This is a genomic window from Pseudonocardia acidicola, from assembly GCF_012911935.1.
Taxonomy (GTDB): domain Bacteria; phylum Actinomycetota; class Actinomycetes; order Mycobacteriales; family Pseudonocardiaceae; genus Pseudonocardia; species Pseudonocardia acidicola.
The window spans coordinates 1-16,484 of the sequence record NZ_JAAXLA010000108.1 but is presented as its reverse complement, the minus strand read 5'-3'; the positions used below and the strand labels follow the sequence as shown (position 1 = coordinate 16,484).

Sequence of the window (16,484 nt, the reverse complement as noted above, 5' to 3'; positions counted from 1 at the left end):
CGGGCGGGACCGTGGCGGGAGTCGATGGTGCCTCCTTCCCGGCTCTGCGGGCGTTCGACTGTGGCACCGGCCGCCTACCCGGTCGGCCGTGGACCGACACCACCGCAGGCGGCGTGCGCCGGTCGAGCCGTGGCAGCGACCTCACCCGGGGCGCATCCACACGGCGATCGGCGGAAGCGGGGAGGATGGCAGCAGGCCGCCGGGGCCGGCATCCGACCGGATCCACCGGAGGAGAGGAGTCCGCGCGATGCCCGACGACGACTCGAGGTTCGTGATCATCGGCGGCGGCCTGGCCGGCGCGAAGGCCGCGGAGACCCTCCGCGCCGAAGGCTTCACCGGCGCGATCGCGCTGATCGGCGACGAGCTGGAACGACCCTACGAGCGGCCCCCGCTGTCGAAGGGCTACCTGCTGGGGACCGAGGAGCGGGACAAGGCCTTCGTCCACCCGCGGAAGTGGTATGCCGAGCAGCGCATCGACCTGCAGACCGGGACACCGGTGACCGCGCTGCGTCCCGGGGAGCACGAGGTGGAGCTCCCCGGCGGGCAGCGGCTGGACTACCGCAAGCTGCTGCTCGTGACCGGGGCCCGGGTGCGGCGGCTGGACGTGCCCGGCGCCGGGTTGCCCGGCGTGTACTACCTGCGGCGCATCGAGGACGCCGACGCACTGCGCGCCGTCCTGGTCGAGGGGGCCCGCGTCGTCGTCATCGGCGGTGGCTGGATCGGCCTCGAGGTGGCCGCCGCGGCCCGCCGGCACGGCGCGGAGGTGGCGCTGGTGACCCTGGATCCGCCACTGGAACGGGTGCTCGGCCCCGAGGTCGCGCCGGTGTTCGCCGACCTGCACACCGAGCACGGTGTGCGACTGCACGTCGGCCGTGGCGTGGAGACGATCGCGGCGGCGGACGGCCATGTGGCCGGTGTGGTCTTCGACAACGGCGACGCCCTCGACTGCGGGGTGGTCGTCATCGGCATCGGCGTCATCCCGGTCACCGAACTGGCCGAGCAGGCGGGGCTGGAGGTGGACGACGGCGTACTGGTCGATGCCGCGCTGCGCACCTCCGACCCGGACGTATACGCCGCCGGGGACGTCGCCAACGCGACGCACCCTCTGCTCGGCGTCCGGATCCGCGTCGAGCACTGGGCCAATGCACTCAACGGGGGCCCGGCCGCGGCCCGCTCGATGCTCGGCCAGGAGGTCTCCTACGATCGGCTGCCGTACTTCTTCTCCGATCAGTACGACCTCGGCATGGAGTACACCGGTCACGCCCCGCCCGGCTCCTACGATCAGGTCGTGTTCCGCGGCGACGTGCGCGGCCGCGAGTTCCTGGCGTTCTGGCTGTCCGACGGGCGCGTGCGGGCTGGGATGAACGTCAACATCTGGGGCGTCACCGACGACATCCAACGGCTGATCCGCTCCGGCGAGGTGCTCGACCCGTCCCGGCTCGGTGATCCTCGGGTGCCGCTCGCCGAGCTGTGACGACCGATCGGCCCGACCGTGCGATGCCCACGGCCGGCCGAGCCCGGTCCGGGTTGGCCTCGCCACACGCGCGGTGGCAAGATCGTCGCCGTCGCGCAGCGCGGACGAGAGGTGGAGCGGTGAACGACCCGTCGGCCCGGCCCCAGGATCTCGAACCCGGGGCGCCGCCCGAGGTCGATCTGAGCAGGCCCTCGATCGCGCGCGTCTACGACTACGTGCTCGGCGGCAAGCAGCACTTCGAGGCGGACCGCCGTGCGGGCAACAGCGTCTTCAACGCCCTTCCGGAGAGCCGGCTGCTCGCCAAGGACAACCGCAACCTGCTGCGGCGCATGGTGCGCCATCTGGTGGGCGAGGCCGGCATCCGCCAGATCGTCGACGTCGGCTCGGGTCTGCCGACCGAGGGCAACGTCCACGAGGTCGCGCAGGCCATCGACCCGTCGGTGCGCGTGGTCTACGTCGACAACGACCCGGTGGTGCTCGCGCACGGCCGCGCGCTGCTCGGCGAGAACGACACCACGACCGTGATCACCGCCGACATGCGCGACCCATCGTCGATCTTCGACGATCCGGCGACCCGCCAGCTCATCGACGAGAGCCGGCCGTTCGCGATCTTGGCCTCGGGCATCCTGCACCACCTGCCCGACGAGCAGGACCCGTGGGCCGTGGCCGACGCGCTCAAGCGCCGGCTGCCCGTCGGTGGCTACATGATGATCACGAACTTCCTGGACGACGACGAGCCGCGCGCCAAGGCGCTCGAGCGGGGATTCCTCGAGGGAGGCCTGGGCACCGGCCGGTTCCGGACCTGGGCGGAGCTGCGGCGGTTCTTCGACGGCCTGGAGATGGTCGAGCCCGGCCTGGTCTACGCCAACGACTGGCGCCCGGACGAGCTCACCCTGGCCGACAGCCCGGTGCACACGCTCTACGCCGGCGGGATCGGGCGCCGGGTGGCCTGACCGGCCGGACCGCTCCGGTCAGATCTCGTGCCGGATGCGGTACAGCAGTTCGGCGCTACGGGCCGGGGTCTCGGCCTGGACGCACACCCGCTCCATCACCGCGAGGTAGTTCTCGACGTCGCTGCGCTTGTCCAGGTAGACCGCGCTGGTGAGCTGCTCGAGGTAGACGATGTCGGGCAGATCCGGCTCGGCGAACCGCAGGATGGTGAACGGGCCGCCCGCGGCGGCGTGCCCGCCGAATCGGAACGGCAGTACCTGCACGGTGACGTTGGGCAGCTCGGTCAGCTCGAGCAGGTGGTCGATCTGCCCGCGCATCACCCGTGGCGGGCCGAACGGGCGGCGCAGCGCGGCCTCGTCGATGACGGCCCAGAACTTGGGCGCCCCGGGCTCACCGAGCAGCTTCTGCCGGGTCATCCGCAGGTTGACCCGGCGGTCGATCTCATCGACGGACTCGCCTTGATGCCCGACCACGATGACCGAGCGGGCGTAGTCCTCGGACTGCAGCAGGCCGGGCACGAACTGCACCTGGTAGGTCCGGATGATCGAGGCCGCCTGTTCCAGGCGGAGGTACATCTCGAACCAGCTGGGCAGCAGGTCGCCGTACTGGTGCCACCAGCCGGGCGCGTTGGCCCGCCGCACGAGCCCGAGGAACTCCTCGCGTTCCCGCTCGTCGGTGACACCGTAGAGGGTGAGCAGGTCGGCGATGTCGCGTTCCTTGAACCCGACCCGCCCCAGCTCGAGGCGGCTGATCTTGGCGTGCGAGGCACGGATGTGGTCACCCGCGGCCTCCCGGGTGATGCCCTGCTCCTCGCGCAGCCGGCGCAGCTGGGTGCCCAGCACCATGCGCAGGACCGTCGGGCCGCTCTGGTGACCGGCGTCCGCCGGGCCCAGCGGCGAACTCGGGCCCAGCCCGCTTTCTCTCATGAGGACTCCCGCGTCGACGACCGTCACGGAGGATAGTGGACCCGGCGCGCTGCGCAGCCCCCGTGCGCGGCCGGGTTTCAGCTGATCAGATCGTCGAACTCGCCAAACCGGGCACCGCGCAGGAAGGCGGACATCTCCGCGCGCGTGTAGATGAGCGCCGGGCCCTGGGGGTCGCGCGAGTTCCGCATCGCGATCTCGCCGCCGCCGAGCTCGGCGAGCTCGACACAGTCCCCACTGGGGTTGCTGACCTGACTCTTACGCCAGGTCACGGGCCCCAACCCACCGGCCAGGACACCGTTGCGGTGGTCCATCCGAACGCCTCCGACTGCTCCGTGAATCCGATGTCGCCCTGCACCACCGGAAGCATCGGCCCGCGCCGTTGCGTGCAGATGTACTTGCAGATGGCCTTGCAGATGCAAACTACGGCGGGGAGGATAACCTGATCCGACCGATCAACGACCAAGCAGCCGCCGCGCACGAATCCGGAGATGGCACGTGAGCCTGGTGGACCGCAGCCGAGTAGACCGGGGACCAGGAGGACGCAGCGAGGTCAGCACGGTCTCCGTGACCTGCGTGCTCGACGCGCTGGCACACCAGGTTCCCGACACCGAGCTCGCGGCGGGCGCCGCTGTGGCGACCGGGCGCTACCGGGCGGTGTGCGGCCAGGTGATCGTCCCGGCGCCGATGGTCGAGCCCGACGGGCAACCCTGCGACGAATGCGCCGCGGCGCTGCGGTCCCGGCACCCGCGCCGGCGGCGGAGCAGGCCGCTGCGGCGGCTGCTGCCCTGACCCGGCTCGCCCCGTGTCCGGTGCGGACGACCGGCCCCTAGGCGGCGTGCGCGGCGAGCCGGGAGACGTCGGCCCGGAACTGCATCGCGCGGTACGGCCAGTTCGTGGCGGTGTTCCACTGACTGACGACGAGGTGCAGGTCGTCGAGCGTGGAGCCGGGCACGATGTAGCCGCCGTAGAGCTGCGCCACCCGGCCCCGGGCGTGGTCCTCGTCCTCCCACGAGGTGCCGTGCAGCACTGTGGCGCGCGCCGACCGGTACAGGTCCGACGTCGGCGCGTCGAGGCTCAGGACGTCGATGCGGTAGCCGCCGGCGTCGAAGAGTGCGAGTACCCACCGGTTCGCCACGCGGCGCAGGCACAACTCGCCGTAGGCGCCGGTCAGCGCAACGGTCGGCGGGTTTCCCCACGCCCAGTGGCCGTCGCGGAATCCCCAGCTCTCCCACGCCGCCGGGTCGGTGAGCCGGTCCTCCGGGACCCGCTGCAGGACCAGCCCCTTGTCGCGTTGGAAACCGGTGGAGAAGGCGTAGACGTGGCCGTCGTCCCCACGGGCCCAGGTGAGCATCTGGAACAGTCCGTCGTGGTGATCGCCGGGCCAGGCGACACCGGTGCGCTCCCAGCTCTCGCCGTTGTCGGCCGATCGCAACACCTCGGTCCAGTGCACGTTGCCGAGGCCTTCGCACACCATGACGTGCAGGTACATCTCGCCGCCGACGGTGATCAGGTCGGTCGGCAGCACGGTGCTGACCCGGCGCCCGCCGAGGACCGACCCGTGGTGGTAATCGAGCACCTGGTGGGCGTAGGTGCCCGGCCCGGCGGAGCCCGTCCACTCGATGCCGGTCGCGGTGGTCGCGGGATCGCCGAACAGCACCACCGGCGAACGCCATCCCGGGCCGCCGACGCGCGCCTCCTCGAAGGTGTCGCCGAACACCGAGACGAGCCGGCCGTCCGGGGCCACGGCCGTCGTCCCGAGATCGGTCCCGCCGACACCGAAGCGGTCGGTGCGACCCGGTCCCGTCAGATCCTTGATCTTCGTCGCTGCGGTCACGCCCCCGCACCCTCGTCGACAGGTGGCGAGGTGTCCAGCCGACGCGGCGGGGCGGTTCGCCCGCAGGCGTCCCCAGGAACCGGCAGGGATCATTCGCGCGAGTTCCGGGCCGGAAAGGCGATATTCCCACCAGGGGGACGAAACGGATGACCGACGGTCAGGCGTTGTGCAGCATATGCAGATAAGCAACCATTAGTGGGCAATCTCTGCCGCGGGGAACCGCCGGTGATCGCCGCCCCGCCGGCTCATGAGAAGCGCGCGGGTCCAGGACGTGATGACAGTGGACCCGCGGGCCGTCCGGCGATGCGGGAGGCGGAAACGATGAGTTCGATCACGACCCCGGTCCCCTCGAGCGGCGGCATGCCGCCCAGGCTGGAGCGGGCCTTCGACGAGATCGATCAGCGTTTCCACCCGGCGGCGGGGCTGCGCCGGCAGTTCAACAAGGTGTTCCCGACGCACTGGTCGTTCATGCTCGGGGAGATCGCGCTCTACAGCTTCATCGTGCTGCTGCTCTCGGGCACCTACCTGGCGCTGTTCTTCGACCCGTCGATGACCGACGTCACCTACAACGGCGTGTTCGACAACCTGCGCGGAGTCCACATGTCGCGGGCCTACGAGAGCGCCGTCCAGATCTCCCTCGAGGTCCGCGGCGGGCTGTTCGTCCGCCAGGTGCACCACTGGGCGGCCCTGCTGTTCGTCGCCGCGATGGTCGTGCACATGTGCCGCATCTTCTTCACCGGCGCCTTCCGCAAGCCCCGCGAGACCAACTGGCTGATCGGCATCGTGCTGCTGTTCCTCGGTTTCATCGAGGGTTTCACCGGCTACTCGCTGCCCGACGACCTGCTCTCGGGAACCGGATTGCGGATCGCGTCCGGCTTCATCCTGTCGATCCCGATCATCGGCACCTGGATCCACTGGGCCCTGTTCGGCGGGGAGTTCCCCGGGACCGAGATCATCCCGCGGCTCTACATCGTGCACGTCCTGCTGATCCCGGGGATCCTGCTGGCGCTGATCGCGATCCACCTCGGGCTCGTCTGGTATCAGAAGCACACCCAGTTCCCCGGCCTGAACCGGACCGAGGGCAACGTCGTCGGCGTGCGCATCCTGCCCGCCTTCGCGGCCAAGGGCGGCGCGTTCTTCGCGCTCACGACCGGCGTCCTGGCGATGATGGGCGGGCTGATCCAGATCAATCCCATCTGGAACTTCGGCCCCTACGCTCCCGCCCAGATCTCGGCCGGCTCGCAGCCGGACTGGTACGTGCTGTTCACCGAGGGCATGCTCCGGATCTTCCCGCCGTGGGAGATCTACCTGTTCGGCCATTACACGATCCCGCCGGCCTTCTGGGCCAGCCCGGCGTTCCTCCCGGTGCTCTACGTGCTCGCGGCCGCCTATCCGGCGATCGAACGCAGGTTCACGAAGGACGACGCGTTGCACAATCTGCTGCAGCGGCCCCGGGACGCCCCCGTCCGGACGGGGCTGGGCATCATGGGGCTCTCGTTCTACCTGGTGCTGGTGCTCAGCGGCATCAACGACTGGATCGCCTACTTCTTCCACGTCTCGCTCAACGCCACCACCTGGGCCGGTCGGATCGGCGTCCTGATCGTCCCGCCGATCGCCTACTGGGTCACCTACCGGATCTGCATCGGCCTGCAGCGGGCCGACCGGGAGGTGCTCGAGCACGGCATCGAGACCGGGATCATCAAGCGCCTGCCGCACGGCGAGTTCATCGAGGTGCACCAGCCGCTCGCCGGGGTGGACGAACACGGCCACGCCATCCCGCTGGGCTACCAGGGCACCCCGGTGCCCAAGAAGCTCAACCAGCTCGGCATGGGCGGGGCTCCGGTGCCCGGTTCCCTGCTCCGGCCGGACCCGGTCGATCAGACCCTCGCCCTGGAACGGGCCCGGGCCGAGCAGGCCGAGGCCGAGACCGCCCACCCGGAGGAGATCGGCGCTGCTCCCACCACCGAGCATGCGGTCCGCGAGCCGTCGGGACGGCCCACGAGCGGCACGGACTGACCTCCCCGCTGATCCGGCCGCCGCTCACGGGGCTGCAGGGTCTCCGCCGGCCGTGTGCGGTCGAACGCGGCCATCCGGCCCGTGCACGTGGCAACGGTCGACGTAGCCCAGCTTCACCGCGCAGGCTCTCGTCGACACCCTCACCCCGACGAGGGGTGGTAGGCCGCCGGACGCGGTGTGGTGGCAGCGGCCGCGACGTCGTTCACGTCCGCGCCCGCGGTGAACCGCAGCACCGCGTAGAGGACCCATCCGATGGCCACGACGCCGACGAAGCTGACCAACCGATAGAGGACGACCGCGGGCAGGGCCGAGGCCGCGGGGATGCCGCCGGCGACGAGGGTGAGCACGAGGGCCGCGTCGACCAGACCGATCCCGCCCGGGACGAGCGACAGGCTCGAGGTCGCCATGCCCGCGGTGTAGGCGACCAGCAACAGCGGAAGGGTCACGCCGTGCACGCCCACCGCGGCCGCGCAGGCGGCGAGACAGGCCAGGTCGAACGCCCAGTTGAGCAGCGCGAACGCCCCGGCCGAGGCCCAGTCCTGCCCGGTGGGCCGCACCGAACGCAATTGCGCCACCAGGTCGTCGAGGGCTTCGGCTCCGCTTCCGGCCGGCCGGCGCAGGATCCGGTTGACCCGCTGCAGACCCCATCGAGCCGCCGCCAGGACCCACTCGGGACGCCGGCTGAGCTGCCGGGCACCGACCGCCGCGGCGAGGAAACCGGCCACCTCCAGGATCAGGTGCAGCGCGCTCGTCCGGCCGCCGCCCGCCAGCAGCGATCCGGTCAGCCCGACGACGACCAGCGTGCCTGTCGACACCAGGCCACTGGCCACGAGATTCCAGGTGGCCACCGGGCCGCTCGCACCCCGGCTGCGCATCCAGCGGTAGCTGTAGGCGGTGGAGAAAGCGGCGCCGCCGGGCAGCGTCGCGTGCAGCGCATTCGCCACGTAGACCGCGGCCACGGAACCGGACAACGACGTCCGGACCCCGGCGGCCCGCAGTAGCCGGCGCCGCACCCGGGCGAACATGCTCATCGACGCGGCGGCGGCGAGCACGGCCAGGGTCAGCCAGCCGAGGCTGGGCCGGGACAGGGCCTGCACCGCAGCGTTCAGGGAGGGAGCGACCAGGACCACCTCGACCGCCAGCAGCAGCGCCAGCAGGCACCCGGCGACACGCCGCCATCGCGGGGCCCGACGTCGTGCCGCTCCGGCGGCCCCGGGATCGACGGAGGGAGCGCCGTCGGGCATCTCGATCGCGTCGTACCCGGGCATGCGCAGGTTCCGGGGTCGGTACGCCTGCGTGGTCATGGAACGGATCATCCTGCGCCACTATGTGTATTTGCTGTGCGCCGACTGTCACCGGGCACTGCTCCGGTCGGCGAGCCCGCCGGTGACGGCGGCGGGACCACCCTCGCCCGGGCGGGCCGGCGCGGATCTTGCGGCTACCGACCAGCAGGAGTGTCGCGTCATCGACCCGCTTCGGTGACCCGGAGCCTATGATGAGCCCCCTGCTGAGCAGGTCGGATCGCGGTGACGAGCGTTCGTCCCGGAGATCGTCGCCGGGCCGGGCGCGTTTCCCTGATCGTCGACCCGGGCATCGTCGAGGAAGGCTGGATCGCGGAGCTGCAGCGTCACCTTGAGCAGTCGGGGCTACCGCATGTGACCTGGGACGGGTGTCATCACAGCCCGAGGACAGGAGTGGACATGGCAAGCAGTAGAGAGTGGTTCGAGACGGTCGCGGAGGCGCAGCGTCGGGCGAAGCGGCGGCTGCCGAAGTCGGTGTACATGGCGCTGGTCGCCGGGGCCGAACAGGGCCTCACCCTGGACGACAACGTCAAGGCCTTCAGCGAGCTGGGGTTCCGCCCGCACATCGCCGACCTGCCGCAGCACCGTGACCAGTCCACTCGGGTGCTCGGGCAGGACATCTCCTTCCCGGTGATCATCTCCCCGACCGGGGTGCAGGCCGTGGATCCCGACGGGGAGGTCGCCGTGGCCCGCGCCGCCGCCGCGGCCGGCACCGCGATCGGGCTGAGCTCGTTCGCCAGCAAGCCCATCGAGGACGTCACCGAGGCCAACCCGCAGACCTTCTTCCAGATGTACTGGGTCGGCGACCGGGATCGCATCCTGCAGCGCGCCGAGCGGGCGAAGAAGGCCGGCGCGAAGGCGCTGATCGTCACCCTGGACTGGACCTTCGCCACCCGCCGCGACTGGGGCAGCCCACCCATCCCGGAGCGACTCGACCTGAAGGCGATGCTCCGCTTCGCCCCCGAGGCCCTGCTGCGGCCGCAGTACCTCGCCGACTGGATCCGGCGCCGGCAGATTCCCGACCTGACCACGCCGAACCTGGCCGCCCCGGAGGAGGAGGCGCCCACCTTCTTCGGCGCCTACGGGGAGTGGATGGGCACACCGCTGCCCACCTGGGAGGACATCCGCTGGCTGCGGCAGGAGTGGGGCGGCCCGTTCATGGTCAAGGGGATCATGCACCCCGACGACGCGCGCCGCGCGGCCGACATCGGCGCCACCGCCATCTCGGTGTCCAACCACGGCGGCAACAACCTCGACGGCACCCCGGCCTCGATCCGGGCGCTGCCCGCCGTGGTCGACGCCGTCGGGGACCAGGTCGAGGTGCTGCAGGACGGCGGGATCCGGCGAGGCAGCGACGTCGTCAAGGCCGTCGCCCTCGGCGCGAAAGCCGTGATGATCGGCCGCGCCTACCTGTGGGGAATGGCCGCCAACGGGGAAGCCGGGGTCAAGAACGTCCTCGACATCCTGCGCAGCGGGATCGACGAGGCCCTGCTCGGGCTCGGGCGCGCCTCCATCCACGAACTCGTGCCCGGCGACCTGATCGTCCCGCCCGACTTCACCCGCGCGCCGCAGCCCGCCGGCGGCGCCGCCCACCCCAGCTGACCCCGCCACACGCCATCGGGGTGGCTTTGCCGGCGTTCAGTGCAAGCAAAGCCACCCCGATGCGGCGGGAAGGGGGTTAGGGCGTTGTGGGGGGCGTAGATCTCATAGGCCTTGCGGACCAGGGGCGCCCGCACCCGGTTGGCACGCGGTGGGGTGGGTACAGCCTGCCTGGTCATACCGGCTCGGATGTCCCTTCCCACCGGAGCTCGTCGTGCGCAGTCATCCGTCCGTGCTCACCGCATCAGCGGTGCGCGGCGACAGCCGGCCTCGCTCGGGGCGGGCCACCACGAACCGGGCGGTCCGGTCGGCGATCATCTCGTTGGTCGGGTTGCTCGGCAGCGTCGTCCGGAACCAGACCGGCCAGGAGGTCGGGCGTCTGGCGGACGTGGTCGTCCGGCTCGACGGCGAGGAGCAGTACCCGCCGGTGACCGGGCTCGTGGTCCGGGTGGGACGCCGGCGGGTCTTCGTCGGCGCCGCGGACATCGCCGCCATCGGCCGCGACGGTGTCACGCTGCGGACCGCCCGGCTGGACCTGCGGGACTTCGTCCGGCGTCCCGGCGAGGTGCTGCTGGCGCGGGACGTGCTCGATCACCAGCTGGTGGACGTCGACGGGGTCCAGGTGATCCGGGCCGCAGACCTGTACCTGGCTCCGGTGGGAGACCGGATCCGCCTGGTCGGGGTGGACGTCGGTGTCCGCTCGCTGCTGCGGCGGCTGGGCCCCAAGCGGTTGCGCGGCCGCCCGACCCCAGAGCGGGTCATCGACTGGGACGCGGTGGCGCCGCTCGGTGGGGAGTCGGCCGACGCCCCGTCGACGGTGCGTCTGCGCCGCAGCCAGGAGGCGTTGCATCGGCTGCGTCCCGGCGAGCTGGCCGATCTGCTGGAGGATCTCGGCCGCCCGGGCCGCCAGCAGCTCCTGGCCTCGCTGGAGCCCGAGCAGGCGGCGGACGCCCTGGAGGAGATGGATCCCGACGAACTCGAGGGCCTGCTGCGGGAGTCGTCCCCGGATCGGGCGGCCGAACTGATCGGCGCGATGGAGCCCGACGAGGCGGTGGACGCGCTGCGCGACCTGAGCCCGCAGGAGCGCGACGAGCTGCTGAAGCGGATGCCGGCGCCGACCCGTGAACGACTGCGGGGGCTGCTGCGCTATCCGGAGAAGCAGGCCGGTGGATTCATGACGACGGTACTGGTGACGGCCGGTGAGGACGACACGGTCGGTGCCGTGCGGGCCCGCCTGGGGGGGTTGGCCGAGCACCGCAACGAGATCGACGCGGTGGTGGTCTGCGACGCGCAGCACCGTGTCGTGGCGGACGTCGGGCTGTTCGACCTGCTCGTCACACCCGCCGAGGAGAGGCTCGGTGAGCTGGTGCACGCCGGCACGCACACCGACCCGGTGGTGGTCGAGCCGGAGGCCGACGCCGGCCGGGTCGCCGCGGCCCTCGTGGAGGCGCGCCGGTCCTCGTTGCTGGTGGTCGACCCCGACTGCCACCCGCTGGGCCGCATCCTCGCCGATGACGTCATCGACGCGCTCATCTCCGGCGACGACCGGATGCACTTTCCGAGGTTGCTGCAATGAACCACGGCGAGCAGGGGCAGGGTCGCGGCGCCCCGGGCACCGCCACCGCGCCCGATTCAGCAGGGACCCGACCGGGGGTGGAGCCCGACGCCGCGCCCCGGCAGGCACCGGGCCGGCGGCTGTGGGACCGCTTGCGCCGCCACCGGATCCTCGCCTATCTGGCGATCGCCGGCCCGGGACTGATCGCGGCGAACGCCGGCAACGACGCGGCGGGCATCGCGACCTACTCCTCCGCGGGTTCCCAGTACGTCTACCGCACGTTGTTCTTCATGGTGCTGGTGACGATCGTCCTGGTCCTGGTGCAGGAGATGGCGGTCCGGCTGGGCACGCATACCGGCAAGGGCATCGCAGCCCTGATCCGCGAGCAGTTCAGCCTGCGGATGACCGCGCTGGCGTTGTTCTGCATCCTGCTCGCCAACACCGGCCTGGTGGTCGCGGAGTTCGCCGGTATCGGGGCGGCGTTCGAGCTGATCGGGGTCAGCCGCTACGTGGTCATCCCGATCTTCGCGGTGCTGTTGTGGGGGCTGGTCGTGTTCGGCTCCTACCGCTACGCCGAGCGGATCTTCCTGCTGTTCTCGCTGACCTTTCTGGCCTATCCCGTCGCGGCGGTGCTCGCGCACCCGGACTGGTCGCAGGTCGCCTCGAACCTGGCGCTCCCGCATGTCAGCACCGACAAGGACTTCCTGCTGCTCGGCGTGGCACTGATCGGCACGACCGTGAGCCCGTACATGCAGCTCTACGCCGCGGCGGCCGTCGTGGACCGGGGCGCGGGCCCCAGGGACCACCGCGCCGCTCGCTTCGACGCGATCAGCGGCGCCGTGTTCGCCTGCATCATCTCCATCATGATCATCATCGCCACCGGGGCCACCATCGGCGGTCAGGGACCACTCGATTCCGCCCGGCAGGCCGCGGAGGCCCTGCGGCCGGTCGCCGGTCCCGGGGCGGAACTCCTCTTCGCCGTGGGGCTGCTCGGAGCCAGCGCACTCGCCGGCGCGGTCGTCCCCCTGTCCACCGCCTATGCCATCAGCGAGGCCGTCGGGGTCGAGCGCTCGGTGACCCGGCGCTTCCGGGAGGCGCCGCTGTTCCTCGGGTTGTTCACGTTCCAGGTGATCCTCGGTGCGACCGTCGCCCTCACCCCGGTCAACCTGATCCAGTTGCTGATCTACACCCAGGTGCTGCAGGGCATCGTCGCACCGGTCATCCTGATCTTCATCCTGATCCTGGCCAACCGGCGCAGCGTCCTCGGCGGCGCGGCCAACGGGCGCGCGTTCCGGATCACGGCCACCATCGCCGTCGCCGCGGTGACGGCCATGTCACTGCTGCTGGTCGTCCAGACCGTGCTCGGCCTCCTCGGCTGGAGCTGAGCCCCTCCCATCACCATTTGTTCACGTTTATCGATTCGGCGGCTCCCAACCCTGCAGGGCCGAGCGCAATCCCGACCACAGAGAGCCCTCCTCCGTGAGCACCATCGTCCTCATCGTGATCATCACCGCGTTGATCTTCGACTTCACCAACGGTTTCCACGACACGGCCAACGCAATGGCCACCTCGATCGCCACCGGCGCGCTTCCGCCGCGGGTCGGCGTCGCCGTGTCCGGCGTCTTCAACCTGGTCGGAGCGTTCCTGTCGGTCACGGTGGCCAAGACCATCTCCGGTGGCCTGGTCGACGAGGCCCAGATCACCCCGACCGTGATCTTCGCGGGGCTGGTCGGGGCGGTGCTGTGGAACCTGGTGACCTGGCTGCTCGGCCTCCCCTCCAGCTCGTCGCATGCCCTGTTCGGTGGTCTGATCGGCGCCACCTGGGCCGCGGCAGGCGTCCACGCCGTGCACTTCGGCACCGTGCTGTCGAAGGTGCTGATCCCCGCGATCCTCTCCCCCTTCGTGGCCGGGCTGGTGGCGTTCACCGGCACGTATCTGGCCTACCGGCTCACCAGCCGGGGCGACCAACCCATCGTGAGCCGCGGCTACAAGGCCGGCCAGGTGGTCTCGGCCTCGATGGTCTCGCTGGCGCACGGAACCAACGACGCGCAGAAGACGATGGGCGTCGTCACGCTGACCTTGATCACCGTCGGGCTGCTACCGCCGAACTCGGGTCCGCCGGTCTGGGTCATCCTCATGGCGGGCCTGGCGATCGCCGTGGGTACCTATGTCGGCGGCTGGCGCATCATCCGCACCCTCGGCCGCCGCATCACCCGGATCGAGACGACGCAGGGGTTCGCCGCCGAGACCAGCAGCACCGTGGTCATCCTGGTCTCGACCCACTTCGGCTACCCGCTCTCGACCACCCAGGTCGTCTCGGGAGCGGTCTTCGGGGTCGGATCCGCGCGCCGGCTGGCCGCGGTCCGCTGGAGTCTGGCCGGGCAGATGGTCCTCGCCTGGGCGTTCACCCTGCCCGCCGCAGCGATCGTCGGCAGCATCGCCGGACGGGTCGCCGCAGCGGGAGCCGTCGGCATCGTGATCGTCGCCGTCGTCGCCGTCGCGGTGGCTCTCACGACCTATGTGCTGGCCCGCCGTCAGCCGGTCACGGCCGCCAACGTCAACAACGTTCCCACGCCCCAGATCCCGACGACCGGCGGCCGAGCCGAGGAGAGGGCATGCTGATCGACTGGACGTCGCTCGCCCAGGTGATCGTGGTGTCGTTCGGCGCGGGCGTCGGGCTGATCCTGCTGTTCTCCCTCGGCGTCGCCGCCCTGGCGACCGGGGAGCGCACCGGACCGGACGGCGCCGTCCACCGCGCTGCGCTGCACGTGCTCGCAGCCGGGCTGTGTTTCCTCGCCTGCGCGCTGGTGGTCGTCTACGGGCTGTACATGATCGTCACCGCCACGTGACCGCAGCGGCCGGCGCTTCCGGCAGGGGCCGGGAAGCGCACCGACGCGGCATGATCAGTCCTGCACGACATCGACGCCCGGGAGGATCAATGGATCTCGACGAAGCGCGAGCGGTGATGCGGGAACAGCCACGGGCCGTCCTGGCCACGGCGCGCACGGACGGCACCCCGCAGATGTCACCCGTGCTGGCCGCTGTCGACGACGACGGGCGCCTGCTGGTCAGCACCCGCGAGACCGCCTACAAGGTGCGCAACGTGCGGCGGGACCCACGGGTCTGGCTGTGCGTGCTGCCCGACCAGTTCTTCGGGCGGTGGATCCAGGTCGAGGGACGAGCCGAGGTGATCGAGCAGCCAGAGGCGCTGGACCTGCTCGTCGGCTACTACCGGCGCGTATCCGGCGAGCACCCGGACTGGGACGACTACCGCGACGCGATGCGGCGGGAACAACGCGTCCTGCTGCGCATCGAGCCGACCCGGGCCGGACCCGACCGGTCGGGATGACGCCCCGCCAGGGCGGCCCCGCACGCAGGCGCCGCGGGCGGGGTGGAGCGCCCCGTCGTGAGGGGGTCGCCGGGGCGCTCCACCGTTGCCCCCGGGCTGAGCAGCACCTGGGGGGGTGGGCTGCCCGGTTGGGGAGCGCCGGGGACGACCCGAAGGTAGGAGTGCTCGCCCATCCGGGCTACCCCTGTTGCGGTGAACGGTCCTCGCATCGCGGTCAATGGTTGCGCTGCGTAACCAGTTGGTACGTCGGGGTAACGGGCGGGGAAACATGCGCCGGTCAGAACACGCTGGACAGCCAGTCGCTGAACTGCTGCCAGAGACTGCGCGCGTCCTGGCCCACGGACTCCGGCACCTTGGGGACGCTCGGCAGGTTCGGAACGTGCGGCAGATCGGAGGCGCCGAAGCTCGGTGGGCTGAAGTGCGGGGGGCTGAAGCTCGGCGGGCCGGGGAACCGGGGGCCGCTGTCCCCGCCGCCCCTGGTCCCGGGGTCCGCGGCTGCGGTGGCCGGGGCACTCGGCTGCGCCTGCGTCGACGCGTCCTTCCCACCCACCAGCGCCGCGACGACGAGCGCGGCGAGCAGCGCGACCAGGCCGAGCGCGATCGCCAGGTAGCGTTTCGTCGTCGAGCCCGGTGGCTCCTCGTCGGCGGCGTCTGCGCCGGTGTCACCGGTTGCAGCGGCGGCGAGCATCTGCGCGGCCTGCCGGGCGGTCGGCCGTCGCGCCGGGTCGGGGTCGGTCATGGCGAGCAGCGCCCGCCGCAGCGGGCCCGGCACGTCGCCGGGCACCGCGGGTGGCCTCGAGAGCCGTCCGGCCGCCGCCTCCCAACTCTCCCCCGGGTACTCCCGGTGGCCGGTGATCGCTTCCAGCAGCACCAGGCCGAGCGCATAGATGTCGGCCGGGGGACCCACGTGCTCGCCGCGCACCTGTTCGGGCGCCATGTAGGGAGCCGTGCCGACGGCGACGTCGGCGGAGGTGAGGCCGGTTGCGCCCGCCAGCCGGGAGATCCCGAAGTCGGCGAGGCGCACCCGCCGACCGTGGTCGAGCAGCACGTTCGACGGCTTCACGTCGCGGTGAACGACGCCCTGGGTGTGGACGTAGGCCAGCACGTTCGCGATGCCGCTGCCGATGCGCGCCACCTCGCCCAGCGGCAGGCGCTCCCGGTCGAGTTGCGCGCGCAGCGTCGGTCCCTCGACCAACTCCATCACGAGGTACGCGCGGTGGTGTTCGATGCCGAAGTCGTGCACCGGGATCAGCCCGGGGTGGTTCAGGTTCGCGAGCGTCTGCGCCTCGTCGTGGAAGCGCTGCTCGCCGGCGGGATCGGTACCGGGCCGGAAGATCTTCACCGCCACGGGGCGGTTCAGCCGCAGGTCGACGGCCCGGTGCACGTCGGCCATGCCACCCGTCCCGAGCAGCCCCGTCAGCCGGTAACGCCCGTCCAGCACCGGATCGTCGGGCGCGTGCATCCCGCCGGGAGACCGGG

The 16,484-nt window shown here is 71.5% G+C and carries 15 protein-coding genes; 10 read left to right on the top strand and 5 right to left on the bottom strand.

Annotation, left to right across the window (positions count from 1 at the left end; translation table 11 throughout):
* Positions 1–247 precede the first annotated feature (247 nt).
* Positions 248–1,474 (top strand): NAD(P)/FAD-dependent oxidoreductase, encoded by a 1,227-nt coding sequence (locus tag HF526_RS32160; RefSeq protein ID WP_169385425.1) that lies wholly within the window; start codon positions 248–250, stop codon positions 1,472–1,474.
* A 119-nt stretch (positions 1,475–1,593) separates the two neighbouring features.
* Positions 1,594–2,427, top strand: coding sequence for an SAM-dependent methyltransferase (locus HF526_RS32155; protein ID WP_338051900.1), 834 nt, complete (start codon positions 1,594–1,596; stop codon positions 2,425–2,427).
* 18 nt (positions 2,428–2,445) lie between these two features.
* On the opposite strand, the gene HF526_RS32150 is transcribed toward HF526_RS32155, so the two are convergent.
* Both HF526_RS32150 and HF526_RS32145 read right to left on the bottom strand, forming a co-directional pair.
* Entirely contained in the window at positions 2,446–3,351 is a 906-nt protein-coding gene (locus tag HF526_RS32150; RefSeq protein ID WP_169385424.1) for a helix-turn-helix domain-containing protein, read from the bottom strand.
* 77 nt (positions 3,352–3,428) lie between these two features.
* On the bottom strand, positions 3,429–3,662 hold the full coding sequence (locus HF526_RS32145) for a DUF397 domain-containing protein (RefSeq protein WP_169385423.1): 234 nt from the start codon (positions 3,660–3,662) through the stop codon (positions 3,429–3,431).
* A gap of 184 nt (positions 3,663–3,846) precedes the next feature.
* On the opposite strand from HF526_RS32145, the gene HF526_RS32140 reads away from it, so the two are divergent.
* On the top strand, positions 3,847–4,140 hold the full coding sequence (locus HF526_RS32140; RefSeq protein WP_169385422.1) for a hypothetical protein: 294 nt from the start codon (positions 3,847–3,849) through the stop codon (positions 4,138–4,140).
* Between the two features lie 37 nt (positions 4,141–4,177).
* On the opposite strand, the gene HF526_RS32135 is transcribed toward HF526_RS32140, so the two are convergent.
* Complete coding sequence (locus HF526_RS32135; RefSeq protein WP_169385421.1) at positions 4,178–5,185, bottom strand: DUF4185 domain-containing protein; 1,008 nt, start codon at positions 5,183–5,185, stop codon at positions 4,178–4,180.
* A gap of 321 nt (positions 5,186–5,506) precedes the next feature.
* On the opposite strand from HF526_RS32135, the gene qcrB reads away from it, so the two are divergent.
* Positions 5,507–7,201, top strand: coding sequence for a cytochrome bc1 complex cytochrome b subunit (gene qcrB / locus HF526_RS32130; protein ID WP_169385420.1), 1,695 nt, complete (start codon positions 5,507–5,509; stop codon positions 7,199–7,201).
* A 140-nt stretch (positions 7,202–7,341) separates the two neighbouring features.
* Here qcrB and HF526_RS32125 read toward each other — a convergent pair whose 3' ends face one another.
* Positions 7,342–8,505, bottom strand: coding sequence for a lysylphosphatidylglycerol synthase transmembrane domain-containing protein (locus HF526_RS32125; protein ID WP_169385419.1), 1,164 nt, complete (start codon positions 8,503–8,505; stop codon positions 7,342–7,344).
* A 396-nt stretch (positions 8,506–8,901) separates the two neighbouring features.
* On the opposite strand from HF526_RS32125, the gene mftD reads away from it, so the two are divergent.
* From mftD to HF526_RS32095, 6 genes are all read left to right on the top strand, one after another.
* On the top strand, positions 8,902–10,104 hold the full coding sequence (gene mftD, locus HF526_RS32120; RefSeq protein WP_169385418.1) for a pre-mycofactocin synthase MftD: 1,203 nt from the start codon (positions 8,902–8,904) through the stop codon (positions 10,102–10,104).
* Positions 10,105–10,315: 211 nt separating this feature from the next.
* Positions 10,316–11,677: a magnesium transporter gene (locus tag HF526_RS37200; RefSeq protein ID WP_169385417.1), complete on the top strand. Its 1,362-nt coding sequence runs from the start codon at positions 10,316–10,318 to the stop codon at positions 11,675–11,677.
* The gene (locus HF526_RS32110; protein ID WP_169385416.1) at positions 11,674–13,041 is read left to right on the top strand and encodes an NRAMP family divalent metal transporter; all 1,368 of its coding nucleotides are present in this window, start codon (positions 11,674–11,676) and stop codon (positions 13,039–13,041) included. Before HF526_RS37200 ends, HF526_RS32110 begins: the two co-directional genes overlap by 4 nt.
* Before the next feature lie 94 nt (positions 13,042–13,135).
* Entirely contained in the window at positions 13,136–14,278 is a 1,143-nt protein-coding gene (locus HF526_RS32105) for an inorganic phosphate transporter (RefSeq protein WP_338051899.1), read from the top strand.
* Positions 14,272–14,505 (top strand): hypothetical protein, encoded by a 234-nt coding sequence (locus HF526_RS32100; RefSeq protein ID WP_169385415.1) that lies wholly within the window; start codon positions 14,272–14,274, stop codon positions 14,503–14,505. Before HF526_RS32105 ends, HF526_RS32100 begins: the two co-directional genes overlap by 7 nt.
* Positions 14,506–14,594: 89 nt before the next feature.
* Positions 14,595–15,005, top strand: coding sequence for a PPOX class F420-dependent oxidoreductase (locus HF526_RS32095; RefSeq protein ID WP_169385414.1), 411 nt, complete (start codon positions 14,595–14,597; stop codon positions 15,003–15,005).
* Positions 15,006–15,282: 277 nt separating this feature from the next.
* Here the strand turns inward: HF526_RS32095 and HF526_RS32090 are convergent.
* On the bottom strand, positions 15,283–16,484 hold a 1,202-nt coding region (locus HF526_RS32090), incomplete at its 5' end, for a serine/threonine-protein kinase (RefSeq protein ID WP_211178116.1).

Bases quoted from the DNA above. Each gene is read 5' to 3' on its own strand.
- HF526_RS32145 (WP_169385423.1), bottom strand. From the start codon at position 3,662: ATGGACCACCGCAACGGTGTCCTGGCCGGTGGGTTGGGGCCCGTGACC.
- HF526_RS32110 (WP_169385416.1), top strand. From the start codon at position 11,674: ATGAACCACGGCGAGCAGGGGCAGGGTCGCGGCGCCCCGGGCACCGCC.
- HF526_RS32150 (WP_169385424.1), bottom strand. From the start codon at position 3,351: ATGAGAGAAAGCGGGCTGGGCCCGAGTTCGCCGCTGGGCCCGGCGGAC.
- HF526_RS32160 (WP_169385425.1), top strand. From the start codon at position 248: ATGCCCGACGACGACTCGAGGTTCGTGATCATCGGCGGCGGCCTGGCC.
- HF526_RS32100 (WP_169385415.1), top strand. From the start codon at position 14,272: ATGCTGATCGACTGGACGTCGCTCGCCCAGGTGATCGTGGTGTCGTTC.
- qcrB (WP_169385420.1), top strand. From the start codon at position 5,507: ATGAGTTCGATCACGACCCCGGTCCCCTCGAGCGGCGGCATGCCGCCC.
- HF526_RS32125 (WP_169385419.1), bottom strand. From the start codon at position 8,505: ATGACCACGCAGGCGTACCGACCCCGGAACCTGCGCATGCCCGGGTAC.
- mftD (WP_169385418.1), top strand. From the start codon at position 8,902: ATGGCAAGCAGTAGAGAGTGGTTCGAGACGGTCGCGGAGGCGCAGCGT.
- HF526_RS32095 (WP_169385414.1), top strand. From the start codon at position 14,595: ATGGATCTCGACGAAGCGCGAGCGGTGATGCGGGAACAGCCACGGGCC.